We start from the raw sequence: 21,497 nt of genomic DNA, 5'->3' as shown, positions 1-21,497 counted from the left end.
TGGGGTGGGGCCCGGGCCGGCGAGGCGTTGACCAACTCGTGGTGTGAACGCTAACATGCCTAACGTTTGATAGACGTGTGTCTATCTGGAGGTGGGTCGGTGTCCAGCAGGATGAGCGGAGAACATGTGGCGTGGCGACGGATGGCGTCGGCGGCGGTGGCCGCGATGGTGACGGCGTTCGCGCTGACCGTCCCCGCCGCGCCAGCCCGGGCGGCGACCGCCCTCACCGTCAACGGCGCCTCCGGCGGCCGCGCGCTCGACGGAGTCGGCGCGGTCAGCGGCGGCGGCGGAAACAGCAGACTCCTGATCGACTACCCGGAGCCGCAGCGCAGCGACATCCTCGACTACCTGTTCAAGCCGGGTTACGGCGCCGCGATGCAACTGATGAAGGTGGAGATCGGCGGCGACACCAACTCCACCTCCGGCGCCGAGCCCAGCCACGAGCACACCCGGGGCAGCGTGAACTGCAACCGGGGCTACGAGTGGTGGCTGATGGAGCAGGCGCGGGCGCGGAACCCCGCCATCGCCCTGGTCGGTCTGGCTTGGGGAGCGCCCGGCTGGATCGGCAACGGCAACTTCTGGTCCACCGACTCGATCAACTACCTCGTCGGGTGGCTGGACTGCGCGGCGACGCACGGACTGACCATCAACTACCTCGGCGGGTGGAACGAGAAGGGCTACAACACCACCTGGTACAAGAACCTGCGCTCCACACTCGACTCCCGCGGCTACGGCAACGTGAAGATCGTCGCCTCGGACGACTTCGGGTGGGGTGCCGCCGACGACTCGCTGCGGGACCCGGCGTTCGCCAACGCGGTGCAGGTCTTCGGCAGCCACTACGTCTGCGGCTACCGCAGCGCCCAGACCAGTTGCCCCAGCTCCGCCAATGCGATCTCCACCGGCAAGCAGCTGTGGGCCAGTGAGAACGGCTCCGACGACTACAACGCCGGCGCGTCGGCCCTCGCCCGGGGCATCAACCGCGGCTACCTCGACGGCAAGATGACCGGGTACATCAACTGGCCGGTGATCGCCGCCGTCACCCCCAACATTCCCTGGGCGACCACCGGCGTGGCGGTGGCGCAGCAGCCGTGGTCCGGCGCCTACTCGATCGGCAGGAGCACCTGGGTGATGGCGCACACCACCCAGTTCACGGCGCCGGGCTGGCGCTATCTCGACTCGTCCAGCGGCTACCTGGGGGGCAACCGCGGCAACGGCAGCTATGTCTCGCTGAAGTCCACGAACAACAGCGACTGGAGCACCATCATCGAGACGCAGGACGCCGGCTCGGCCCAGCAGCTCGACGTCACCGTCACCGGCGGGCTCTCCGCCGGCACGGTGCGCGTGTGGGCGACGAACCTCAGGTCCAACAACAGCGCCGAGCACTTCGTCCGGGGCGCCGACATCACACCGAACGGCGGGCGCTTCTCGCTCACCGTCCAGCCCGGCTACGTCTACAGCGTCACCACCACGAGTGGGCAGGGGAAGGGCACGGCTGTCAGCCCGGTCCAGGGCACCCTGGGTCTGCCGTACCGCGACGACTTCGACAGCTACGCCACCGGGCGCGAGGCCCGGTACCTGATGGACCAGCAGGGCTCGTTCGAGATCGTCGGCTGCGGTGGCGGCCGGACCGGACAGTGTGTCCGCCAGATGTCCGAGCAGGCGCCGATCTACTGGACGTCCGGCCAGGCCGAACCGTATGCCCTGCTGGGCGATCTGACCTGGCGCAACTACACGGTCTCCTCGGACGTGCTGCTGGAGAAGCCCGGCTACGCCCAGCTCATCGGCCGCGGCAACACCTACAACCACCAGGGCCCGCAGAACCTCAACGGCTACTACTTTCGGGTGACCGACGGCGGCGCCTGGTCGATCCGGAGCAACAACACCAGCGGCAACTGGCGCACCCTGGCCAGCGGCAACACCGCGGCGCTGGGCACCGGACGCTGGCACAACCTCTCGTTGACGCTCAACGGCAGCACCCTCACCGCGGCGATCGACGGGACCACCGTCGGCACCGTGTCGGACTCCGCCTGGGTGGCCGGCCAGATCGGGTACGGCACCGGCCAGGGCGTCACCGCCCAGTTCGACAACCTCGCGATCACGCCGGGCGACGGTTCCAGCGGCCCGACCGGAGAGGTGCGCAGCGCGAGCGCCAACCGCTGCCTCGACGTCAACGGCGCCAGCCAGGCCGACGGCGCGGTCGTGCAGATCTGGGACTGCAACGGCGGGCCCAACCAGCAGTGGACGGCCGGCACGAACAACCAGCTCACCGTGTACGGCAACAAGTGCCTCGACGTCCCAGGCGCCGCGTCCGGCAGCCGCGCGCGGATCATGACCTGCACCGGCGGCAGCAACCAGCAGTGGCGGATCAACGCCGACGGCACCATCGTCGGGGTCGGCTCGGGTCTCTGCCTGGACGTCAACGGGCAGGGCACCACCAACGGCACCGCGGTGCAGATCTGGACCTGCAACGGCGGCAGCAACCAGCGGTGGGTACGCGGCTGAGCCTCGATCACATCGTCAACCGGGGGTTGACCGCCACGCAATCGTCAACCTATGGTTGACGCATGGAGGAGACCGCACCGCACAAGATGACCCATCCGGTACGCCTCGACGACCTCATCGACGGCATCAAGAAGTCGCGCACCGGCGCGCTCGACCAGTTGGCCGACGCGGTCCTCGTGGCCGACCACCTGGGCAACGTCGCCGACCACCTCATCGGGCACTTCGTCGACCAGGCGCGCCGCTCCGGCGCCTCGTGGACGGAGATCGGCCGCAGCATGGGGGTGAGCAAACAGGCCGCCCAGAAGCGTTCCGCCGCCAAGGCGGAGACAGCCGCCGCGCTCGACCCGAACGCCGGGTTCGGCCGGTTCACTCCGCGCGCCCGCAACGTCGTGCTGGCCTCGCAGGAGGAGGCGCGGGCCGCCGGCAACGCCGAGATCACCCCGGGGCACGTCGCGCTCGGGCTGCTCGCCGAGCCGGAAGGGCGGGCCGCCGCCGCGATCGTGGCTCGGGGCGTACGCCTGGAGCGGCTGCGGGAGGTCGTCACCGCGACGCTGCCCGCGAAGGCCGACCCGGTTCCGGACCTGATCCCCTACGACGCGCGCGCCAAGAAGGTCCTGGAGCTGACGTTCCGGGAGGCGCTGCGGATGGGCCACCACCACGTCGGTACCGAGCACATCCTGCTCGCCCTGCTGGAGGAGGAGGGCGACGACGGCGTGCTGCGCAGGGCCGGCCTGGAGAAAACCGCGCTGGAATCGGCGTTCGAGACGGCGCTGGCCGAGATCAACCGGGAAGGGGCCTGACGTCGCACCGGGCACGCGTCACGGGGGCGCGTGCCCGGGACGCGGGTGTCAGGCGGCGGTGGGGAAGCCGTACCGGGCGGCGTGCTCCGGGTCGGCGGGGTCGACCTGGCGGATGCCGGCGTCGGCGAGGCGCTTGTTCACCTCGTCGAGGTGTTCCCGGACCAGCCGGGCCTCCTCCTCGGTGACCCGGCCGCGATGCGGCCGTCCGGCGTGCTCGATGGTGCCGTAGTCGGTCTTCTCGGTGGCGCGCCGGGCCTTGGGCGGCTTGACCCGCTCGGCGGTACGCAGCAGTTGTGCCATCGGCACGTCGGTCGCCATCGCGTCGAACTCGCCGGCGGTCAGCACCACGCGGCGCGGCTCGCCGTGGCCGTGCCGGTCGTGGATCTCCACCACCGCGACGTCCAGCGCCGCGTCGTCGATGCTCTCCACCTCGACCGGGGTGGCGTCGAGCTGCACGGGGCCGGCGACCAAGTCCGGGTGCTCCAGGACGACGACCTTGACCACCTCGTCGTCGGGGCTCAGCACCCGACCGGTGAAGTCGGAGACGTGGATCGTCTTCTTGCCCATGCGCGGAGCTTCTCCTGTCGTAGGCCGGAAATCGGACCACAAGACGCTACCGCACAGGTGTGCGAAGGCTGGTACGCCGCCCAGCCGGTGTGTCGTCCGCCTTCTAGAGGCTGCCCTTCGGGGCGACCCACTCGGCGGGCTGGCCGGTGAGCGCGGCGATCCGGTCGTAGTCGGCGTCGTAGTGCAGGACGGTGGCACCGTGCAGCTCCGCTGTCGCCGCGATGATCAGGTCGGGCAGCCGGAAGTTGCGGTGCTGGCTCTCCGCGGCCAGCAGGCGGTGCACCGTCAGGGCACGGTCCATCGCCTCGGCGGTGACGTCCAGCCAGCGGTGACCCCGCAATGCCTGCCACAGGATCTCGTAGCCCTTGGGTGTCGGGGCGTTGTTCAGATACTCCAGCGAGGTCATCTGGCACGCGGCCAGACGGCCCTCGGCCAGGAGTGTCTCGAAGCGCTTCCGGACGATCTGGTGGCGGCCCTGAAGCACGTACACCGAGGTGTCGGCGAGGTAGACGCGCCCGGCCATCAGGCTGCGGCCTCGCCCTCGCGCGCCCGCTCGGCGAGCCGGCTCAGGTCGCGTCCGCCGCCGTAACGCCAGCCCTCCTCCGAATCGGTGAAGTCCATCTCCACCTGGTCGAAGGCGGCGACGATCTCCTTGGCCTGCCGCCTGACGGCGAACGCGTGCAGCGCGGCGTTGATGGTGGCGACCTTGGTGTCGGTGCCCAGCACCTCGCGTGCCGACTCCAGCCATTCATCGTTCACGTCGACGGTGATGCGAGTCATGCCCTCGAACGTACACCACGGCTCGTTGCCGGGGAGCACCAACTTAAACGCGATCCTGGTGCGTCAGCCGGTCGCGGAGCCGTGCCAGGCGGCGGCCGGCTGGGCGTTCACCTCGGCCCAGGAAGTAGCCCGGTCGCGGGCCTCGCGGTATGCCGGCTGCGCCGGAAACCGTCCGGCGTCTGCGGCGGCCCGCCAGCGGCGCTCCGCGCCCTGCTGGAATCGGTCATTCGGTTCGTGAGGCATGACCACTACCGTCCCAGAGAAACTTGTACATGTATGGAAATGGATGTGACGCAGGGTCGATGCCGTCGGTTCCGCGAAGCGCCGGAATCCTGCGACCGGTGGCGGAAGCAGGAATCGGCACCCGTCGCTGGCGTGCCGACCCTCTACCCGTCGGCCGCGCGTCTCAACCGCCGGCGCGATCGGCCGATTCCGCAGACATGGGCGCGGCGGCACGGCGTACCATGATCACGTGCTCGACCGGCGGGTCTTCCTTCATCTGGCGACCTGGTTGGGACAGTGGCCGGCGGGCCCCGGGCTGCACGTGGTCCGGTCCTACCGCCGCGCCCGCCCGGCCTGGGACGGACGGCTGCGCCCGGCCCTCGCGGTGACGGCGGACGGCAGCACCGTCCTCTCGGTCGCCGCGGACCGTGTGGAGGCGGTACGGGCGCTGGTGCGCGATCGGCCGCTCGGGGAGTGGCTGCCCGCCCTGCCGGGCGCGGTCGGCACGCCCGAGTTCATCGCGCACACCTCGGTCCTGCGCTGGTGCGCCGACCCGGCGCCGCTGCCCGAGGTGGGGGAGTGGGTGCCCCCCACGCTGCCCGGGTTGCCGCCGTGGCTGCGGCTGTTCGACCGGGAGGTGCTCGTGGTCCGGGGCGCCGACGGCGAGTACCGGGCCGGCGTGGGGATCAAGCGGCACGACGCGTACGGGCACGAGCTGGCGGTGGGCACGGTGCCGGCAGCGCGCGGGCGCGGTCTGGCCCGGCGGCTGGTCGCGCAGGCCGCGCGCCGGGTGCTGGACGAGGGGGCGATCCCCACCTATCTGCACGACCCCGGCAACGCCGCATCCGCCCGGGTGGCCGAGGCGGCCGGGTTCCCGGAGCAGGGCTTCACCGCGTTCGGCGTCTTCCCGCGCTGACCGGGGTGGGCCGGCCGGGCGAGCGGCCCGGCGCGGACCGTGGATCCCGGGCCGGATCCACGGTCCGCGGCTCTTCCCCAGGCCCGGCATCGGTAACGCTATGTTTAGTGCCGGTGGTGAACAAGGGGTGCGTCATTGTCCGGTTACGGACTCTCACCTGCGGAATCGCTGCCCGGAGCGCCCGCTGAGGTCAGTGGCGCAGCGTGTGGATCAGCGCGAGCGCCTGGCGGGTGACCGGCCGCAGCACGCGCAGCCGGGACAGCCCCACCAGCCGGTCCACGAGCGGCACCACGCCGTCGATGAGCTGCCGGGTCTTGACCTGCCCGTCCGAGCGGTCGTGCACCCAGTAGAGCACCACCCCCATGTAGCCGAGCCAGAGCAGCTCGGGCAGGGCCTCGCGCAGCTCGGCGTCGAGCTTGGCGGTGGAGCCGGTCAGCGCCTCGCGGAACAGCGCGATCGACATGTCCCGGGGTGCCGACGACTCGGCGGAGAACGGGCTGAGCGGCGAGGTCGGCTCGGCGGCCGTCTTGAAGAAGGCGCCCGCGAACGCGTGGTACGGGCTCAGCACGTCGATGCCCGCGTGCAGCACCCCGGCCAGTCGCGGCGCGAAGTCCCGCTCCCGGGCGAGCACCGGCGCGGCCGTCTCCCGGTGCTCGCGCTGGGTGCCCGCGTAGAACTCCTGGACCAGGTGCTCCTTGGAGTCGAAGTAGTAGTAGGCGTTGCCCACCGCCACGCCCGCCTCCTGGGCGACGGCGCGCATGGTGGTGCGCGCGTACCCGCGCTCGCGGAACAGCCGCATCGCGGTGTCCAGGATCAGCTGGCGGGTCTGCTCACCCCGGGCCGTCGACCCACCCGCAGCGGTCGTCGGCGCACTCTGCTCGGTCATCGTCGTCACCGTATCCCGGTTCCCGGATCCGCTCGCGGACCGCGGAGGCCGCCGCCACCACCCGCCGGGCCAGCGGCAGCAGGTGTGGGCGGGCCAGCCGTTCGGCCGTGCCGCGATGCTCGGCGAGCGCCCAGAGGCAGGCGAACCAGGCGCCGTCGCCGCGGTAGACCGCGCCGGTGTCGGCCACCACCGTCAGGTCGCGCAACGTGGCGTCGTGGTCCAGCCCGGGAAAGCGCCGCCGGGCCTCGGTGGACCCGGCCGGCACGAACTCCAGCGGTACGAGCTGGGCGTGCGAGGCCAGCCACCGCCGGGCGGCCCGGCACATCGGGCATTCCGCGTCGAACAGGACGGTGAACCCGCGGATCCCACCGGCCCCGTGCCCGGTGGGATCCTGCTGGTGCCCGCCCGCGGCGGACGTCACCGGGCCGGCGGGTTCGGGCCCGCCGCCGGCACGGGCCCACCTTGCGGCGGGAGCATCCTGACCGGCGGCAGCGGCGGGTGGGTGGCCTGCTGGCGCAGGCGGCCGCGCCGGTATCGGCCGAGCGCGAAGACGTTGAAGAAGTGCAGCGCGCCGAGCACCAGCAGAACGAATCCCACCTTCATGGAGAGCTGCTCCAGCGCCTGGCTGGTGTCGCCGACCGGATCGGACTCCTTCATCGCCACCGTGACGTAGCCGAGGTTGAGCAGGTAGAAGCCGACCACCAGCAGGCTGTTCACCGCCCCGGCCAGCCGGCTGTCGGCGAACACGTCCTCCAGGAACACCTGCCCGTTGCGGGACAGTGCCCGTGCCACCCAGATGGTCAGACCGATGCTCACCGTCAGGTAGGCCAGGTACATCCAGACCTTCGCGTCCATCCCCGTCGCCTTTCTTGAACGTGTTCAAATCAAGGGCGACGTGAGCTTACGACAAATTTTGAACGCGTTCAATAACCGTCGTCCGGCGACGGCGGCAAGGGCGTGGGCGTGGGTCAGGCGGTCAGGCCGAGCACCTCGGTGGCGGCCCGGCCGTTGGCGTGGCTGGCGCCGTGGGTGGCGACGAAGGCGCGCGCGCCCACCGGCCGCCAGGCGCCCGGCCAGCCCATCTCGACCACTGTCACCTGATGCGTGGCGGCCAGCGCCTCGACCAGCTCGCGCGCGCCGGGCAGCCGGTGCAGGTGCCGCCCGACCAGCACGACCGGCCGGTCACCGGCGAGCCGCCGCACCTGCTCCGGGTCGGTCTCGCCCGCCACCGCCCGGGCCTGCTCGACCCCGGCGGCAAGGTGCGGGCCGAGCCCCCACGGCACCCGGCCCTCGGCGATGGTGGAGAGGGCGTGCACCTGCACCACGAGCGGCGCGGTGGAGCGGGTGAGGTCGCCCTCGACGCGTACCGCCCGCAGCGCGGCGGCGTAGCCGAGGCCCTCGACGGCGGGCGGCGGGGTGTCGGCGGGGCCGGTGGCGGCGGCGAGCGCCGCCGTCCGGCCGGCGGCCTCCTCGACCCGCTCGCGCGCAAGCCGGCCGTCGTCGATCGCCGCGACGATCTCGGCGGCGACCGATTCGACCAGTTCGGCGTCCACCCGGGCCCCGATGCAGAGCAGGTCCGCGCCGGCGGCCAGGGCCCGGACCGCGCCCGGACCGACCCCGCCGGCGGCGAGCACCGCGCCCTTCATCTCCAGCGCGTCGGTGACGACGGCGCCGGTGAAGCCGTACTCGACGCGCAGCAGGTCGTGCAGGACCGCGCGGCTGAACGTGGCAGGGCCGTCGCCGGTCAGCGCCGGCACCCGGATGTGCGCGGTCATCACCGCGCGGACGCCCGCGTCGACGACGGCGGCGAACGGCGGCAGGTCGCGTTCCCGCAGCACGGCCGGCGGCACGTCGACTGTGGGCAGTTCGTGGTGGGAGTCGGCGACTGTGGCGCCGTGCCCGGGGAAGTGCTTGGCGCAGGCGGCCACGCCGGTCGACTGGAGGCCGGCGACGGCGGCGGCCGAGTGGACCGCGACGCGCTTCGGGTCCGCCCCGAACGAGCGGGTGCCGATCACCGGGTTCTCGTCGGCGGTGTTCACGTCGACGGTGGGCGCGAGGTCGACGGTGATGCCCAGCGCGGCCAGCTCCGCGCCGATCGCCGCGTACACCTGGCGGGTGAGGCCGGGGTCGTCCACCGCGCCCAGTGCGGCGTTTCCCGGGTACGGGCTGCCGGTGGCGTGCGCCAGCCTGGTGACGTCGCCGCCCTCCTCGTCGATCGCGACGATCACGTCGGGGCGGCCGGCGCGCAGCGCCGCCGTGGACGCCGCCACCTGGGCCGGGTCGTGGATGTTGGTGCCGAACAGGGTGTGCCCGGCGAGCCCGTCGGCGAGCAGGTCGACCGCCCAGTCCGGCGGGATCGGCCCCGGGTACGCGGCCAGCAGCGTGCCCAGCGCGAGCCGGCGCAGTCCTGGATCCAGACCCACGAGTATCCCCTTTCCCTGCCGGGTCGTCCGGCCGCTGCGGATGGGGGTGGCCGATACGCTAGCGGGCACCCCTCGGCAGGCGTTTTGTGGTTAGAGAACTTTACTGAAAATTGAGGACGTTGGTATGAGTGCGACCCGGCTGCCCGGCACCCCCCGACTCCTGCGGGCGCTCAACGATCGTGCGGCGCTGGAGCTGCTGCTCGAGCGCGGCCCGCTGACCCGGGCCCGGATCGGTGAGCTGACCGGGCTGTCCAAGGTCACCGCGTCCCAACTCGTCGAGCGGCTGGAGGAACGGGGCCTGGTCGCCCGGGTCGGTGAGCAGGCCGGCGGGCGGGGCCCGAACGCCCAGCTCTACGCCGTCCGGCCGGGCAGCGCGTACGTGGTGGGCGTGGACGTGGGCGCGGAGCGGGTGGTGGCGGCCTGCGCCGACATCACCGGCGCCGTGGCCGGCCGGGTCGAGCAGTCCACCAAGGACACCGACGACCCGGTCGGCGTGGTGCACAACGCGGTGGTCCAGGCGGCCAGCAGCGCCGGGGCGGAGCTGTCCGCCGTCCGGCGCGTCGTGCTCGGCACCCCCGGCCTGGTCGACCCGCAGACCGGCGACATCACGTTCGCGTTCAACCTGCCGCGCTGGCACAGCGGCCTGCTCGCCGCGCTCCGCGAGGACCTGGACACCCCGGTCGTCTTCGAGAACGACGTGAACCTGGCGGCGGTGGCCGAGGCGCAGTCCGGCGCGGCCCAGGGCACAGCCGACTTTGTGCTGGTCTGGGTGGATGCGGGCGTCGGCCTGGCGATCATGCTGGGCGGGCGGCTGCACCACGGCAGCAGCGGCGCGGCAGGCGAGATCGGCTACCTGCCGGTGCCGGGCGCACCCATCCCGCGCGACGTGTCCAAGCGGGCGAAGCCGGCGTTCCAGCAGCTCGTTGGCGCCGACGCGATACGTGCGGTGGCCGCCGACCACGGTTTCGCCAGCCCGGACGCGGCGGAGCAGGGCGTCGCGGCGGCCCGGGCGGCCGAGGTGGTACGCGCGGCCATCGCCGCCGGCACCGCCGGTGGGCCGATGCTCGACGAGCTGGCCCGGCGGCTGGCGCTCGGTGTGGCGAGCACCTGCGTGGTGCTCGACCCGCCGCTCGTGGTGCTCGCCGGCGCGGTCGGACAGGCCGGCGGCGCGGCGCTGGCCGAGCGGGTGCAGCACGAGGTCGCCGCGATCACGCTGGTCCGGCCCCGGGTGGTGACCACCGGGCTGACCGAGGAGCCGATCCTGCGCGGCGCGCTGCGTACCGCGCTGGACGCGGTCCGCGACGAGGTGTTCGGCTCGACGGTCGGCTGACCGCGTCGTACACCCGGACGCCATGTGAAGGAATCCTTCATCATGGCGTCAGGGTTGGCAAGGAGTTGCCGGGGCGTGCGCCGTTGCGGGTTCTTCAGCAGGGCCGGCGCGACCGCCAGCCGCAAGCGGTGACCAACGACACGGTGCCCCACCCTACGGCGGCGGCGCCGCCCGTGGAGGGCGCCGGACCGGGTGCGTGATTGGATGGAGCGGTGACTGGTGACCTGATCCCCGGCGCCCCGGGCGCCCTCGCCCCCTCGACCGTGGACGCGGATCTGGTGGTCAGCCTCGACGGGGTCGGCGTCAAGCGTTCCGGCACGGCGCTGGTGCACGACGTCGACTGGCAGGTCGAGCTGGACGAACGGTGGGTGGTGCTCGGGCCGAACGGCGCGGGCAAGACCACGCTGCTCAACCTGGCCGCCGGGCGGCTGTACCCGACCAGCGGCGTCGCGCACGTGCTCGGCGAGCGCATCGGCCGTACCGACGTCAACGAGCTGCGTACCCGCATCGGCCTGTCCACGGCGACGCTCGCCGAGCGGATCCCCGCCGAGGAGCGGGTCGTCGATGTGGTGATGACGGCCGCCTGGTCGGTGGTGGGCCGCTGGCGGGAGAGCTACGACCGCACCGACGAGGCCCGCGCCGCCGCGTTGCTGCGCCAGCTCGGCGTCGGCCACCTCACCGACCGCGTGTACGGCACGCTGTCCGAGGGCGAGCGCAAGCGGACGCAGATCGCCCGCGCGCTGATGACCGACCCGGAGCTGCTGCTGCTCGACGAGCCCGCCGCCGGGCTCGACCTGGGTGGGCGCGAGGACCTGGTGGCCCGGCTGGCCGAGCTGGCGTACGACCCGGACGCGCCGGCCATGGTGCTGGTCACCCACCACGTCGAGGAGATCCCGCCGGGCTTCACCCACGCGCTGCTGCTGCGCGAGGGCGGCGTGGTGGCGCAGGGGCTGCTCGCCGACGTGCTCACCGCCGACAACCTGTCGAAGACGTTCGGCCTGCCGCTGGTGGTCACGCGGTCCGGCGACCGCTGGGCCGCCCGCGCCGCCTGAGCGACGGGACGACACCGTGCCGCAGACCCGGATCGCCGTCGTCGGCAGCGCCAACATGGACCTCGTCGGCATCGGCGCCGCGCTGCCCCGGCCCGGCGAGACGGTGCTGGGTGACGACTTCGTCATGCTGCCCGGCGGCAAGGGGGCCAACCAGGCGGTGGCCGCGGTACGCGCCGGCGCGTCCTGCGTCTTCCTCGGCGCGATCGGATCGGACTCGTTCGGGGTGACGCTGCGGGCCCGGATGACAGCCGCCGGCGTGGACACCGGCCACCTGCGGGTGGTCTACGGCCCGTCCGGCGTCGCGCTGGTCATGGTCGGCGGCGCGGGGGAGAACGCCATCCTGGTCACCCCGGGAGCGAACGCCGCGTTCACGTCGCCGACCGCCGACGAGCTCTCCGCCGTACGCGATGCGGACGTGCTGGTCGCGCAGTTGGAGGTGCCTGTCGAGACGGTGACCGAGGCGGCGCTGGCGGCCCGGTCGGCGGGCACCCGGGTGGTGCTCAACGCCGCGCCGGCCCGGTCGGTGCCGGCCGAGCTGCTGGCGGCCACCGACCTGCTGGTGGTGAACGAGCCGGAGGCGCAGGCGCTGACCGGCCGTGGCCGGGACGAGCCGGCGGCGCTGCTGGATCTGGTGCCCCGGGCGGTGCTCACGCTCGGCGGCGACGGCGCCTGGTACGTCGACCGGGACCGGCCGGCGACGCACGTGCCGGCGGTGCCGGTCGACGTGGTCGACTCGACCGCCGCCGGGGACGCGTTCACCGCCGCTCTCGCGGTGGCCTGGGGCGAGGGGCGGGACCTGGCCGAGGCGGTGCGCTGGGCGGCGGCTGCCGGTGCGGCGTGCGTGCGCAAGCTCGGCGCCTCGGTGGCGCTGCCGCACCGCGCGGAGATCGACGAGCTGTTCCTGGGCGGCTGAGCCTCAGCCGGCCGGTTCGTCGGTGAGGCGTTCGCCGCGGCGGCGCAGCATGCCGAGCCCGGGGATGCCGGCGACCGCGAGCTTGAGATCCCGGGTGACGTCCAGCAGGTCGTGCAGGTCCGGGCCGACCCGGTCCAGCGTGGCCAGGATCGGCAGCACGTCAGAGGTCAGATGCTGCTTGAGCTTCGGCAACTCGTCCACGAGCCGGATCGCGGCGGTCACCTCCTCCGGGCTGAGTTGCTCCACGAAGCGGGCGGCCATCGGCGCGGCCCGGCGCAGCGTCGCCTCGTACGCGGCCAGCAGCTCGCTCGCCGTGCCCGCGGCCCTGTCCGCCGTCGCCAGCGTGCCCGCGGCCCGCGCGGTCACCGTCTCCGCCTCGGTGACCAGACCGGCCGCGCTGCGGGCCACCCGGTCGGCCTCGCCGACCACAGCGGCCGCCGCCGCGGAGACCCGCTGCGCCTCGCCGACGACAACCGTCGCGGCGGCGGCCACCTCGGTCGCGGTGTCGATCGCCGCGGTCGCGGCGGCGCTGATCACCGCCACCTCGCGGACCGCCGTCTCGGCGTCGGTGAGCACCCGGTCGGTGCGGTCGAGCGTGCCCTCGATCCGGTCGACCACCCCGTCGATCCGCCGGACCAGCGCCTCCACCTGGTCGAGGACGGCGAAGGCGCGAGCGGGTACCGAGGCCATCGTGACCGCCGAGCCGAGCGCCTGGTCCACTGCGTTGCGGGTGAGGCCGAGCAGGGCGCCGGGCCGGGGGAGAGGGATTGCCATGACATCCAGTGTGCGGCGTCGGGGCCACTGCCGCCCGGCGGCCACCCGGCGGTGATCGTGACGCCGGGCTCCCGGCGGGGCGTAGGGTGCCCGCATGCCCACCCCCGGCTCGGTGTCGCGGCGAACGCTCGCCTGCGGCCTGGTCGCGCTGCTCGCCATGGTCCTGGGCGCCCTGCTCCTGGTCCGCGCCGACGCCGGGCTGAGCACCCGGCGGGCGACGGTGGCCGGGGTGCCGCTGACCGAGGTCCGGGCGGACGGCGCGGACGGTGGCCGGCGGCCCGGTGTGGTGATCGCGCACGGCTTCGCCGGGTCGGCTCGGCTGATGCGGCCGCTGGCCGACTCGGTGGCCCGCCAGGGCGGCGTCGCGGTGCTGCTCGACTTCGCCGGGCACGGCGCCAGCGGGTCCCGGCTGCCCGGCGCCGGGCGGGACGGGGAAGGCGCCCGGGCGCGGCTGCGGCACGATCTGGACGTGGCAGTGGCGTGGCTGCGCGGGCGCCCCGGTGTCGACCCGGACCGGATCGTCCTGGTCGGGCACTCGATGGGCGCCGGCGCGGTCACCAGGTACGCGGTGGCGCATCCGGAGATCGACCGGACCGTGGCGATCTCGCTGCCCGACGGCGGTGACGTGCCGGCCGGCTGGCCGGGGAAGCTGACGTTGGTGGTGGGCGGCCTGGAGTTCGCCGGTTTCCGCCAGGCCGTCGACGAGGTGACCCGGGACGCGCCGCCGGGCACCCGGACGCGGGTGGTGGCGCCCGGCGTCGAGCACGTGTCGGTGCTGTTCGCGCCGCGTACCCACGCCGCGGTGCTCGACGCGCTGCCGGACCGTACCGGCGGGCCGGAGCCGTCCCCGCTGACCCGGCCGGGCGGGGCCGCCCTGCTGCTGGCAGGGCTCGCGCTGGGCTTCGTGCCGCTTGCGGCGCTGCTGCCGCGCCGGGCGCGGCCGGGCACCGGCGGTCCGCGTACCACCCGGTGGCTCGCCGCGACGGTGCCGGCGGCCGGGCTGGGCGCCGCGCTCGCCGCGTTGCTGCCCACCGCTCGGCTGCCGCTCGCCGTGGGCGGATATGTCGCGGTGTTCCTGCTGCTCACCGGCGTGCTGCTGGCCGCCGCAGCACGCTTCGCGCGTCCCGGGCGGCCGTCAGCGACCGGGGGTGGCGTCCGGTCCGCGGTGGTCGCGGTCGTGCTCCTCGGGTACGCCGTGCTCGCTGTCGCGCTGCCGCTTCATCTCGGGCTCACCTCGACCGTGCCGGTCGGGGCCCGGTGGTGGCTGCTGCCCCTGGTGACGCTCTGCTGCCTGGTCTTCCTGCTCGGCGCCGAGCGGCTCACCGACGGCCACGGCCTCGGCTACGCGGCCGCCGGCGGCATCGCCGTGCTGGTGCTGGCCGGCGCGGCGGTGATCGGCCTGGCGCCCGGGTTCGTGCTGCTGGTGGTGCCGCTGTTCGCGGCGCTGGTGGCCTGGCAGGCGGCCTGGGCCGAGGTGTTGCGCCGCCGGGCCGCGCCGTGGTGGCTGGCGCCGCTGCTCGGGGCGGTGCTGCTGGCCTGGCCGATGGCGACCACGCTGCCGCTGGCCTGACCGGCGCCGGGCGGCTCATCGGCTGTCGGTCTGCTGTTCCACCGCGCGCTGCACGGCCCGGTAGATCTGGCCGAACCGCAGCGCGTCGGGCGTGCGGACCAGCATCGTCTCCCGGCCGTGGTGCTGCACCCACAGTTCGTGCACCCGGCTGCCGCGCTCGTAGGAACGGTCCAGCCAGCCGAGCGGCAGTTCCAGGAACGGGGTGAGCGCCAGCCCGATCACCACGAACGCGGCCACGATGATCAGGGCCAGCTTCCACTCGCCCCGGTCCTGCGCCGACCAGGCGAGGGAGAGCGCGCACACCACCGCGACCAGCGGTGGCAGCGACAGCAGCAGGACCAGCACCCCGCGTCCCAGCACCCGCCCCCGGACCGCGAGTGTGGTGGTGCCGCGCTCGTGCCAGACGTACGTGACGTCGGCGAGCGCGACGACCCGACCACCCGCGTGGATCGCGTCCGAGGTGACCTGTACCGCGTCGTCCCGGTAATAGAGGGCCATGAATCAGCCTAACCGCGTGTGTCGACACCGGACGGTCGAGCGTCGGTAGGGTGACGGTATGACGGGCGGGGCCGGTGTCGGCGGCGACGAGCAGGCGCGCAACATCGAGGTGGTCAAGCGCTACCTGCGCACCTTCGTCACGAAGGACCTGGCCGAGCTGGCCGAGGTGGTCGACGAGGACGTGCAGATCTACGGCTCCGGCGTGGCGGTACGCGGTCGGCGCTACCCCGAGGCCGCCGTCTCCTCGCCCGGCCTGACCGTGCTCGACCAGGAGATCCTGGAGATCTTCGCGGCCGGGGACCGGGTGGTGGTGTCGGTGGCGCAGACGTACCGGCGCGACGCCACCGGGGCGACCACTGTGCAGAGCGCCTGCAAGATGTACCGCCTGGCCGGTGGCCGGATCGTGCAGTTCTGGGGCGAACAGGACACCTACGGCCTGCTGCGCGGGCTCGGCCTGCTGCCGGACGAGCCGATCACGTTCTGACCGGGCGCGGCGGGTCCCGGCGCGGTCCGGCGGGGAGCGGCGGGCAGGCTCTCCATGGCCCGCTGCACCGCCCGGTAGATCTGCCCGAATTTCATCGCGTCCCGGGTGTGCAGCAGCCGCACCGGACGCCCCCGCCAGTCGGCCCACATCTCCATCTCCCGGCTGCCCCGGGCGTAGGAGCGGTCCAGGTACTCGAAGAGGAAGTCGGCCAGCGGCCCGACGGCCAGGCCGATCAGCACCGAAACCCCGACGATGGCGATGGTGACCACCGCCGAGCGTTGCAGCCACACCGCCAGCCCGATGCCCAGCACGGCGGTCACCAGCGGCCCGGCGAGCGCGGCCCCGATCGCGCCGCGCCCGGCGAGCACCCGCCACGAGCGTTCGCCCCGCCGGTGCCACACGGTGGTCAGCTCGGCGAGCGGGTAGCTGCGCCCGTCCACCCGTACCACGGTGGAGGTGACCTGGACCGAACGGTCGTCGTAGTAGGTGATCATGGCCTCACTCCCGGTGGGCGGGGCGGCGGCGACTCCGGCGCGGCGACCTGGACGTCGCCGACACCACACTGTCTACCCCAACGAGGCGAGTCGTAAGGTTGGCACGCGACTTCGACGAGGAAGTGAGGGCAGCGTGGGCGAGTTCGTCAAGCTGGAAGTGAAGGACGGCATCGGCACCATCCGGCTGGAGCGGCCGCCGATGAACGCGCTCAACACCCAGGTGCAGGAGGGGTTGCGCGCCGCCGCGGCGGCGGCCACCGCCGACGCCGAGGTCCGCGCCGTGATCGTGTACGGCGGGGAGAAGGTCTTCGCGGCCGGGGCGGACATCAAGGAGATGGCCGACATGTCCTACGTGGACATGTCGGAGCGCGCGGCCAATCTGTCCAGCGCGCTCGGCGCGATCGCCCGCATCCCCAAGCCGGTCGTCGCCGCGATCACCGGCTACGCGCTCGGCGGCGGCTGCGAGCTGGCGCTGGCCTGTGACTGGCGGATCGTGGCCGAGGACGCCAAGCTCGGCCAGCCGGAGATCAAGCTCGGCATCATCCCGGGCGCCGGCGGCACCCAGCGGCTGGCCCGGCTGGTCGGTCCGGCCCGCGCCAAGGACCTGATCATGACGGGTCGGATGGTCGACGCCGCCGAGGCGCTGCGGATCGGCCTGGCCGACCAGGTGGTGCCCGCCGCGGAGGTCTACGACGCCGCGGTGGCGTACGTGAAGCCGTTCCTGACCGGGCCGGCGCAGGCGCTGCGGGCGGCGAAGGCGGCCGTGGACGCGGGTCTGGACATGGACCTCACCTCCGGCCTGGCCTGGGAGAGCCAGCTCTTCGCGGCGCTGTTCGCCACCGACGACCGGCGCGAGGGCATGGCCGCGTTCGTGGAGAAGCGCAAGCCGGGCTTCACCGGCCGCTGACGCGAGAGCTGTTCACATCCGCGATACCGGCCAGTAACGTGACAGCGGTCGGTCGACGAAGGGGAATGGCATGACGGAGCGGATCGAGGGCCACGGCGGCGATCTGGCGCTCGCGGCACTACGCGCGCACGGCGTACGGGAGATGTTCACGCTCTCCGGCGGGCACGTCTTCCCGCTCTACGACGCCGCCCACAAGGCGGGCTTCCCCCTCTACGACGTGCGGCACGAGCAGTCGGCGGTGTTCGCCGCCGAGGCGGTGGCCAAGCTCCAGCGCCGCCCTGGCCTGGCCGTGCTCACCGCCGGCCCCGGCGTCACGAATGGCGTCTCCGGTCTGACCAGCGCGTTCTTCAACGCCTCGCCGGTGCTGGTGCTCGGCGGGCGTGCCCCGCAGTTCCGCTGGGGCTCGGGCAGCCTCCAGGAGATGGACCACCTGCCGCTGGTCGCGCCGGTCACCAAGCACGCCGAGACGGTGTTCAGCGCCGACGACATCCCGCGCGCGGTGTCGGCGGCGCTGACCACCGCGCTCACCCCGCACCGCGGCCCGGTGTTCCTGGACTTCCCACTGGAGGCGGTCTTCTCGGTCGGCGACGCCGACCTGCCGGCGGTCACGCCGCCCGCGCCGATCGAGCCGGACCCGGACGAGGTGGCGAAGGCGGCCGGCCTGATCGCGGGCGCGTCCCGGCCGGTGATCATCGCCGGCTCCGACGTGTACGCGGGCGACGCCGTCGAGGCGCTGCGCGCCGCCGCCGAGTCGTTGCGGGTGCCGGTGTTCACAAACGGCATGGGCCGGGGCGCGCTGCCGCCGGAGCACCCGCTGGCCTTCGCCAAGGCCCGCCGGGTCGCGCTCAAGGGCGCCGACGTGGTCGTGGTGATCGGCACCCCGCTGGACTTCCGGCTCTCCTTCGGCGACTTCGGCGACGCCCGGGTGGTGCACGTCGTGGACGCGCCCAGCCAGCGGGCCGGGCACGTGCAGCCGGCCGCCGCGCCGGCCGGTGACCTGCGGCTGATCCTGGGCGCGTTCGCCGACCACGCCGGTGATCGGGCCGACCACGCCGACTGGATCGCCGAGCTGCGGACCGCCGAGGACGCGGCGAAGGCCCGCGACGCCGCGGAGATGGCCGCCGAGACCGACCCGATCCGCCCGGCCCGGATCTACGGCGAGCTGCGCAAGGCGCTCGCCCCGGACGCCATCACCATCGGCGACGGCGGCGACTTCGTGTCGTACGCCGGGAAGTACCTGGAGCCGGCCCAGCCCGGCACCTGGCTCGACCCCGGCCCGTACGGGTGCCTCGGCACCGGCATGGGCTACGCCATGGGCGCCCGGGTCAGCCACCCGGACCGGCAGATCTGCGTGCTGATGGGCGACGGCGCGGCCGGTTTCTCGCTGATGGACGTGGAGTCGCTGGTCCGGCAGAAGCTGCCGGTGGTGATCGTGGTCGGCAACAACGGCATCTGGGGTCTGGAGAAGCACCCGATGCGGGCGATGTACGGCTACGACGTGGCCGCCGACCTCCAGCCGGGGCTGCGCTACGACAAGGTGGTCGAGGCGCTCGGCGGCGGGGGCGAGACGGTGGAGAAGGCCGCCGACCTCGGGCCCGCGCTGGGGCGCGCGTTCGACTCGGGCGTGCCGTACCTGGTGAACGTGCTGACCGACCCCGCGGACGCGTACCCCCGCTCGTCGAACCTGGCCTGAACACGGCGCGTGCGGGCCGTCCGCCGGGTGACCGGCGGGCGGCCCGCGGCGCGTGTCAGACCTCGGGGCGGTCCCTGTCGTCCGGGCGGCCGCGCAACTCCTCCTCGCGCCGGCGCAGGTCCTCCTCCCACAGCCGCAGCCGTTCCTGGTCCTCGCGGCGGGACCGCTCGGCGAGCGAGGCGAGGAACTCCGGGTCGTCGTCCGGGGCGAGCGGGCGGCGGGCCGGGGCGGCGGGACCGGCCGTGCCGGTGACGCCGGCGGTCCCGGCCGGGCGCTCGCGGCCCACCAGGAACCAGGCGATCGAGCCGACCAGCGGGAAGAAGAGAATGATCAGCACCCAGATCATCCGGGGCAGCGCCTTGACCTTCTCCTCGTCGGCGGAGAGGCAACTGATCAGCGCGACGACGGCAAGGACGATCTGGACCAGGAAGAACAGCACGTAGAGGCGGGCCATGCCTCATGATGGCTCACCGCCGCACGTCAGTGCACCCCGCCGAGCACGTGCGCCACACCGAGCACCGCCAGTCCGGCCGCACCGAGCGCGGTCAGCGGCACCGACCAGCGGTCGAACCGGCGCGGTCCGGCGCCGGTGGCCCGCCGCCACGTCACCACCAGCACGGTGAGCCAGACCAGGATCGCCAGCCCGGTCAGCGCCGCGTCCACGGCCTGGCCGCGCAACGCCGGCCGGAGCTGGAGCAGCAGCACAGCGGTCAGCGTGAGCAGCGTCCGTCGCCAGGCCAGCCGGGTGCGCTCGGGTTGCAGGCCGGGGTCCCGGGTCACCGCGCCCCGCCCAGTAGCACGGCGGCCACCAGCAGCAGCGCGCCGATCGCGACGACGAGCGCCAGGACGGCCGGGAAGCGGGACGCGGGCAACTCCTCGTTCAGCCGCATGGCCCGTTCGGTGCGCGCCCAGTGGTCGACCGCCCGGATCGAGACGGCCGCGCCGAGCAGCAGCAGCGCGACCGCTATCGCCTCGCGCAGGTGGGCCAGGCGCAGCGGCGGGAGGAACTGCGCCGCGGCCAGCCCGCCCGCCACCAGCGCCAGGCCGGTACGCAGCCAGGCCAGGAACGTCCGTTCGTTCGCCAGCGAGAAGCGGTAGTCCGGCGCGGTGCCGACCGAACGCAGTTCACCCCTGCCGAACCAGCTCTTGATCGACTCCCACACGCCGCTGATTATCCGCTTTGCCCCGCGCCTAGCCTGGGTGGATGACCGATCTTGACGCGTGCGAGCTACGCGACGCCTACGACACCCAGCTCCGCCCGGAGCTGCCGGACCCGTTGCCCGTCGGCGTGACGGTGGAGCGGGACGGCCCGCTGTTCCGCGTGCTCGGCCTGGACCACCGCGGCTTCCTCACCTACCGGACGCTCGACGGCCTGACCGGCGCCGAACTGGACGCGCTCATCGCCCGGCAGGTCGAGTTCTTCCGGGCCCGGGGCGAGTCGGTCGAGTGGAAGCTCGCCGGGCACGACGAGCCGGCCGACCTGGCCGACCGGCTGCGCGCCGCCGGCTTCGTGCCGGAGGACCAGGAGACCGTCGTGGTCGGCCCGGTCGTGCCGCTCGCCGCCGCCGTCCCGGTGCTCCCCGAGGAGGTACGCCTGCGCGAGGTCACCAGCCGGGCCGACCTGGAGCGGATCGCCGCCATGGAGGAGGAGGTCTGGCACGACGACCGTAGCCGCCTGGTGACCGGGCTGGCGCGGGAGATCGAGGCCGACCCGCAGTCGATCACGATCGTGGTGGCGGAGGCGGGGGAGACGGTGGTCAGCGCGGGCTGGGTCCGCTACCAGCGCGGCACCGGCTTCGCCAGCCTCTGGGGTGGCTCGACGCTGCCGCAGTGGCGCCGGAAGGGCATCTACCGGGCGCTGGTGGCGTACCGGGCGCGGCTGGCGCAGCAGCGCGGCAAGACGATGCTCCAGGTGGATTGCTCCCCGGACAGCCGGCCCATCCTGGAGCGGCTCGGGCTCGTTGCGGTCACCACCTCCACGCCGTACGTCTACACTCCGTGATCATGGAGCGGTTGACGGCGGACGAGCGGCTCACCCTGAAGACCGGAGCGTTCGGTGCCGTGTTCCTGGTCTCCAACGCCGTACCCGGCATGCTGGCCATGGTGCGGGAGAGCTTCGCCGCCTCCGGCGCGCTCGCCGAGGTAGGCGGCGTGGTCAAGGAGGCGCTGACCACCGGGCCGCTGCCGCAGCTCCCCCGGGACTCGGCGCTGGAGGTCGAGTCCGTGGTGCTGCCCGCGTTGGGCCGCTCGGTGGAGATCCTGAGCGCCAAGTCGCCGGAGGACGTCGAGACGTACCGGTCGGTGGTGCTGGCCGCGGCGGAGCGGGTGGCGCTGGCGCACCGGGGGATCGAGCCGGCCGAGGCGGCGGCGATCGAGAAGATCCGGCAGGCGCTGGCCGAGGCGGCGTGACGGTGGTGAGTTGCGTCACTCCGGGTCGCCGAGGTGGCCATGCTACTTGCGGGTAACATTGCCGCGTGGGGAAGTGCACAGCAACCCGCGGTTGACCCACGTTGCGTCACGCGGGAGGCTGCGCCCGGGACCGGGCGAGTGATCGCTACACCAAACAGGAGGGTCGTCGAAGCGCGATGAACATCGTCGTACTCGTCAAGCAGGTGCCTGATTCGGGCGCGGACCGCAACCTGCGTTCTGACGACAACACCGTCGACCGCGGTTCGGCGAACAACGT

Annotated in this window: 26 protein-coding genes and 1 pseudogene; 13 read left to right on the top strand and 14 right to left on the bottom strand. The window is 73.5% G+C overall.

The window, feature by feature from the left end:
- Positions 1–111 precede the first annotated feature (111 nt).
- Positions 112–2,502 carry an RICIN domain-containing protein gene (locus tag ACFYO8_RS21210; protein WP_387257430.1) on the top strand — a complete coding sequence of 797 codons (2,391 nt, stop codon included), beginning with the start codon at positions 112–114 and terminating at the stop codon, positions 2,500–2,502.
- Positions 2,503–2,564: 62 nt separating this feature from the next.
- Positions 2,565–3,302, top strand: a complete 738-nt coding sequence (locus ACFYO8_RS21205) for a Clp protease N-terminal domain-containing protein (protein WP_355095850.1) — start codon at positions 2,565–2,567, stop codon at positions 3,300–3,302.
- Between the two features lie 48 nt (positions 3,303–3,350).
- On the opposite strand, the gene ACFYO8_RS21200 is transcribed toward ACFYO8_RS21205, so the two are convergent.
- The 4 genes from ACFYO8_RS21200 to ACFYO8_RS21185 form a co-directional block, all read right to left on the bottom strand.
- Positions 3,351–3,869: a hypothetical protein gene (locus ACFYO8_RS21200; protein ID WP_354874147.1), complete on the bottom strand. Its 519-nt coding sequence runs from the start codon at positions 3,867–3,869 to the stop codon at positions 3,351–3,353.
- A 103-nt stretch (positions 3,870–3,972) separates the two neighbouring features.
- Complete coding sequence (locus tag ACFYO8_RS21195) at positions 3,973–4,392, bottom strand: PIN domain nuclease (RefSeq protein ID WP_354874145.1); 420 nt, start codon at positions 4,390–4,392, stop codon at positions 3,973–3,975.
- Complete coding sequence (locus ACFYO8_RS21190) at positions 4,392–4,649, bottom strand: type II toxin-antitoxin system VapB family antitoxin (RefSeq protein ID WP_354874143.1); 258 nt, start codon at positions 4,647–4,649, stop codon at positions 4,392–4,394. The genes ACFYO8_RS21195 and ACFYO8_RS21190 overlap by 1 nt, the downstream gene beginning before the upstream one ends.
- 63 nt (positions 4,650–4,712) lie before the next feature.
- A complete protein-coding gene (locus ACFYO8_RS21185) occupies positions 4,713–4,892 on the bottom strand; it encodes a DNA repair protein (RefSeq protein WP_354874141.1) in 180 nt (59 codons plus the stop codon).
- Between the two features lie 229 nt (positions 4,893–5,121).
- Between ACFYO8_RS21185 and ACFYO8_RS21180 the strand changes: the two genes are divergently transcribed.
- Positions 5,122–5,787: a GNAT family N-acetyltransferase gene (locus ACFYO8_RS21180; protein WP_354874139.1), complete on the top strand. Its 666-nt coding sequence runs from the start codon at positions 5,122–5,124 to the stop codon at positions 5,785–5,787.
- Between the two features lie 190 nt (positions 5,788–5,977).
- On the opposite strand, the gene ACFYO8_RS21175 is transcribed toward ACFYO8_RS21180, so the two are convergent.
- The 4 genes from ACFYO8_RS21175 to ACFYO8_RS21160 form a co-directional block, all read right to left on the bottom strand.
- Entirely contained in the window at positions 5,978–6,673 is a 696-nt protein-coding gene (locus tag ACFYO8_RS21175) for a TetR family transcriptional regulator (protein ID WP_355015226.1), read from the bottom strand.
- The gene (locus tag ACFYO8_RS21170; protein WP_387257429.1) at positions 6,618–7,094 is read right to left on the bottom strand and encodes a thiol-disulfide oxidoreductase DCC family protein; all 477 of its coding nucleotides are present in this window, start codon (positions 7,092–7,094) and stop codon (positions 6,618–6,620) included. The genes ACFYO8_RS21175 and ACFYO8_RS21170 overlap by 56 nt, the downstream gene beginning before the upstream one ends.
- A complete protein-coding gene (locus ACFYO8_RS21165) occupies positions 7,091–7,528 on the bottom strand; it encodes a hypothetical protein (RefSeq protein WP_354874133.1) in 438 nt (145 codons plus the stop codon). Before ACFYO8_RS21165 ends, ACFYO8_RS21170 begins: the two co-directional genes overlap by 4 nt.
- Positions 7,529–7,641: 113 nt before the next feature.
- Positions 7,642–9,096 (bottom strand): glycoside hydrolase family 3 protein, encoded by a 1,455-nt coding sequence (locus tag ACFYO8_RS21160; protein WP_387257427.1) that lies wholly within the window; start codon positions 9,094–9,096, stop codon positions 7,642–7,644.
- Positions 9,097–9,220: 124 nt separating this feature from the next.
- Between ACFYO8_RS21160 and ACFYO8_RS21155 the strand changes: the two genes are divergently transcribed.
- The 3 genes from ACFYO8_RS21155 to ACFYO8_RS21145 all read left to right on the top strand — a co-directional run bounded on the left by ACFYO8_RS21155 (position 9,221) and on the right by ACFYO8_RS21145 (position 12,391).
- Entirely contained in the window at positions 9,221–10,426 is a 1,206-nt protein-coding gene (locus tag ACFYO8_RS21155; RefSeq protein ID WP_387189033.1) for an ROK family protein, read from the top strand.
- A 212-nt stretch (positions 10,427–10,638) separates the two neighbouring features.
- Positions 10,639–11,478 (top strand): ABC transporter ATP-binding protein, encoded by an 840-nt coding sequence (locus ACFYO8_RS21150; protein ID WP_387189034.1) that lies wholly within the window; start codon positions 10,639–10,641, stop codon positions 11,476–11,478.
- A 16-nt stretch (positions 11,479–11,494) separates the two neighbouring features.
- Entirely contained in the window at positions 11,495–12,391 is an 897-nt protein-coding gene (locus ACFYO8_RS21145; RefSeq protein ID WP_387189036.1) for a ribokinase, read from the top strand.
- 3 nt (positions 12,392–12,394) lie between these two features.
- On the opposite strand, the gene ACFYO8_RS21140 is transcribed toward ACFYO8_RS21145, so the two are convergent.
- Positions 12,395–13,165, bottom strand: a complete 771-nt coding sequence (locus tag ACFYO8_RS21140) for a hypothetical protein (protein WP_354874123.1) — start codon at positions 13,163–13,165, stop codon at positions 12,395–12,397.
- A gap of 94 nt (positions 13,166–13,259) precedes the next feature.
- Between ACFYO8_RS21140 and ACFYO8_RS21135 the strand changes: the two genes are divergently transcribed.
- Positions 13,260–14,735: an alpha/beta fold hydrolase gene (locus ACFYO8_RS21135; RefSeq protein ID WP_387189037.1), complete on the top strand. Its 1,476-nt coding sequence runs from the start codon at positions 13,260–13,262 to the stop codon at positions 14,733–14,735.
- Between the two features lie 15 nt (positions 14,736–14,750).
- On the opposite strand, the gene ACFYO8_RS21130 is transcribed toward ACFYO8_RS21135, so the two are convergent.
- Positions 14,751–15,233, bottom strand: coding sequence for a DUF6232 family protein (locus ACFYO8_RS21130; RefSeq protein WP_354874119.1), 483 nt, complete (start codon positions 15,231–15,233; stop codon positions 14,751–14,753).
- A 58-nt stretch (positions 15,234–15,291) separates the two neighbouring features.
- Here ACFYO8_RS21130 and ACFYO8_RS21125 point away from each other — a divergent pair, with 58 nt between their 5' ends.
- Positions 15,292–15,717, top strand: coding sequence for a nuclear transport factor 2 family protein (locus ACFYO8_RS21125; RefSeq protein WP_354874117.1), 426 nt, complete (start codon positions 15,292–15,294; stop codon positions 15,715–15,717).
- On the opposite strand, the gene ACFYO8_RS21120 is transcribed toward ACFYO8_RS21125, so the two are convergent.
- Positions 15,663–16,211, bottom strand: coding sequence for a DUF6232 family protein (locus ACFYO8_RS21120; protein WP_357706736.1), 549 nt, complete (start codon positions 16,209–16,211; stop codon positions 15,663–15,665). The two genes, ACFYO8_RS21125 and ACFYO8_RS21120, sit on opposite strands and share 55 nt — an antisense overlap.
- Before the next feature lie 133 nt (positions 16,212–16,344).
- Here ACFYO8_RS21120 and ACFYO8_RS21115 point away from each other — a divergent pair, with 133 nt between their 5' ends.
- Together ACFYO8_RS21115 and ACFYO8_RS21110 are read left to right on the top strand one after the other, a co-directional pair.
- A complete protein-coding gene (locus ACFYO8_RS21115) occupies positions 16,345–17,118 on the top strand; it encodes an enoyl-CoA hydratase-related protein (RefSeq protein WP_355096409.1) in 774 nt (257 codons plus the stop codon).
- Between the two features lie 70 nt (positions 17,119–17,188).
- Positions 17,189–18,811, top strand: a complete 1,623-nt coding sequence (locus tag ACFYO8_RS21110) for an acetolactate synthase (RefSeq protein ID WP_354874112.1) — start codon at positions 17,189–17,191, stop codon at positions 18,809–18,811.
- A 55-nt stretch (positions 18,812–18,866) separates the two neighbouring features.
- Here the strand turns inward: ACFYO8_RS21110 and ACFYO8_RS21105 are convergent, their stop codons facing one another.
- The 3 genes from ACFYO8_RS21105 to ACFYO8_RS21095 are packed head-to-tail and all read right to left on the bottom strand — an operon-like array spanning position 18,867 to position 19,974.
- Complete coding sequence (locus ACFYO8_RS21105; RefSeq protein ID WP_354874110.1) at positions 18,867–19,265, bottom strand: PLD nuclease N-terminal domain-containing protein; 399 nt, start codon at positions 19,263–19,265, stop codon at positions 18,867–18,869.
- Positions 19,266–19,291: 26 nt separating this feature from the next.
- Positions 19,292–19,591 carry a DUF202 domain-containing protein gene (locus ACFYO8_RS21100; RefSeq protein WP_354874108.1) on the bottom strand — a complete coding sequence of 100 codons (300 nt, stop codon included), beginning with the start codon at positions 19,589–19,591 and terminating at the stop codon, positions 19,292–19,294.
- Positions 19,588–19,974 (bottom strand): DUF202 domain-containing protein, encoded by a 387-nt coding sequence (locus ACFYO8_RS21095; RefSeq protein WP_354874106.1) that lies wholly within the window; start codon positions 19,972–19,974, stop codon positions 19,588–19,590. The genes ACFYO8_RS21100 and ACFYO8_RS21095 overlap by 4 nt, the downstream gene beginning before the upstream one ends.
- Before the next feature lie 41 nt (positions 19,975–20,015).
- Here ACFYO8_RS21095 and ACFYO8_RS21090 point away from each other — a divergent pair, with 41 nt between their 5' ends.
- The 3 genes and pseudogenes from ACFYO8_RS21090 to ACFYO8_RS21080 form a co-directional block, all read left to right on the top strand.
- Entirely contained in the window at positions 20,016–20,813 is a 798-nt protein-coding gene (locus tag ACFYO8_RS21090; RefSeq protein WP_354874105.1) for a GNAT family N-acetyltransferase, read from the top strand.
- A gap of 2 nt (positions 20,814–20,815) precedes the next feature.
- Positions 20,816–21,220 carry a hypothetical protein gene (locus ACFYO8_RS21085; RefSeq protein ID WP_355015231.1) on the top strand — a complete coding sequence of 135 codons (405 nt, stop codon included), beginning with the start codon at positions 20,816–20,818 and terminating at the stop codon, positions 21,218–21,220.
- Between the two features lie 176 nt (positions 21,221–21,396).
- Positions 21,397–21,497, top strand: a pseudogene (locus tag ACFYO8_RS21080) (electron transfer flavoprotein subunit beta); the annotation flags it as partial.

The sequence above is a fragment of the Micromonospora sp. NPDC005257 genome (assembly GCF_042872445.1).
GTDB lineage: Bacteria > Actinomycetota > Actinomycetes > Mycobacteriales > Micromonosporaceae > Micromonospora.
This window is presented reverse-complemented; position numbering and strand designations above follow the sequence as displayed.

Coding starts and splice junctions, on each gene's coding strand:
- ACFYO8_RS21210 (WP_387257430.1), top strand. CDS start 112: ATGAGCGGAGAACATGTGGCGTGGCGACGGATGGCGTCGGCGGCGGTG.
- ACFYO8_RS21205 (WP_355095850.1), top strand. CDS start 2,565: ATGGAGGAGACCGCACCGCACAAGATGACCCATCCGGTACGCCTCGAC.
- ACFYO8_RS21200 (WP_354874147.1), bottom strand. CDS start 3,869: ATGGGCAAGAAGACGATCCACGTCTCCGACTTCACCGGTCGGGTGCTG.
- ACFYO8_RS21195 (WP_354874145.1), bottom strand. CDS start 4,392: ATGGCCGGGCGCGTCTACCTCGCCGACACCTCGGTGTACGTGCTTCAG.
- ACFYO8_RS21190 (WP_354874143.1), bottom strand. CDS start 4,649: ATGACTCGCATCACCGTCGACGTGAACGATGAATGGCTGGAGTCGGCA.
- ACFYO8_RS21185 (WP_354874141.1), bottom strand. CDS start 4,892: ATGCCTCACGAACCGAATGACCGATTCCAGCAGGGCGCGGAGCGCCGC.
- ACFYO8_RS21175 (WP_355015226.1), bottom strand. CDS start 6,673: ATGACCGAGCAGAGTGCGCCGACGACCGCTGCGGGTGGGTCGACGGCC.
- ACFYO8_RS21165 (WP_354874133.1), bottom strand. CDS start 7,528: ATGGACGCGAAGGTCTGGATGTACCTGGCCTACCTGACGGTGAGCATC.
- ACFYO8_RS21155 (WP_387189033.1), top strand. CDS start 9,221: ATGAGTGCGACCCGGCTGCCCGGCACCCCCCGACTCCTGCGGGCGCTC.
- ACFYO8_RS21140 (WP_354874123.1), bottom strand. CDS start 13,165: ATGGCAATCCCTCTCCCCCGGCCCGGCGCCCTGCTCGGCCTCACCCGC.
- ACFYO8_RS21135 (WP_387189037.1), top strand. CDS start 13,260: ATGCCCACCCCCGGCTCGGTGTCGCGGCGAACGCTCGCCTGCGGCCTG.
- ACFYO8_RS21130 (WP_354874119.1), bottom strand. CDS start 15,233: ATGGCCCTCTATTACCGGGACGACGCGGTACAGGTCACCTCGGACGCG.
- ACFYO8_RS21125 (WP_354874117.1), top strand. CDS start 15,292: ATGACGGGCGGGGCCGGTGTCGGCGGCGACGAGCAGGCGCGCAACATC.
- ACFYO8_RS21120 (WP_357706736.1), bottom strand. CDS start 16,211: ATGATCACCTACTACGACGACCGTTCGGTCCAGGTCACCTCCACCGTG.
- ACFYO8_RS21110 (WP_354874112.1), top strand. CDS start 17,189: ATGACGGAGCGGATCGAGGGCCACGGCGGCGATCTGGCGCTCGCGGCA.
- ACFYO8_RS21105 (WP_354874110.1), bottom strand. CDS start 19,265: ATGGCCCGCCTCTACGTGCTGTTCTTCCTGGTCCAGATCGTCCTTGCC.
- ACFYO8_RS21090 (WP_354874105.1), top strand. CDS start 20,016: ATGACCGATCTTGACGCGTGCGAGCTACGCGACGCCTACGACACCCAG.
- ACFYO8_RS21085 (WP_355015231.1), top strand. CDS start 20,816: ATGGAGCGGTTGACGGCGGACGAGCGGCTCACCCTGAAGACCGGAGCG.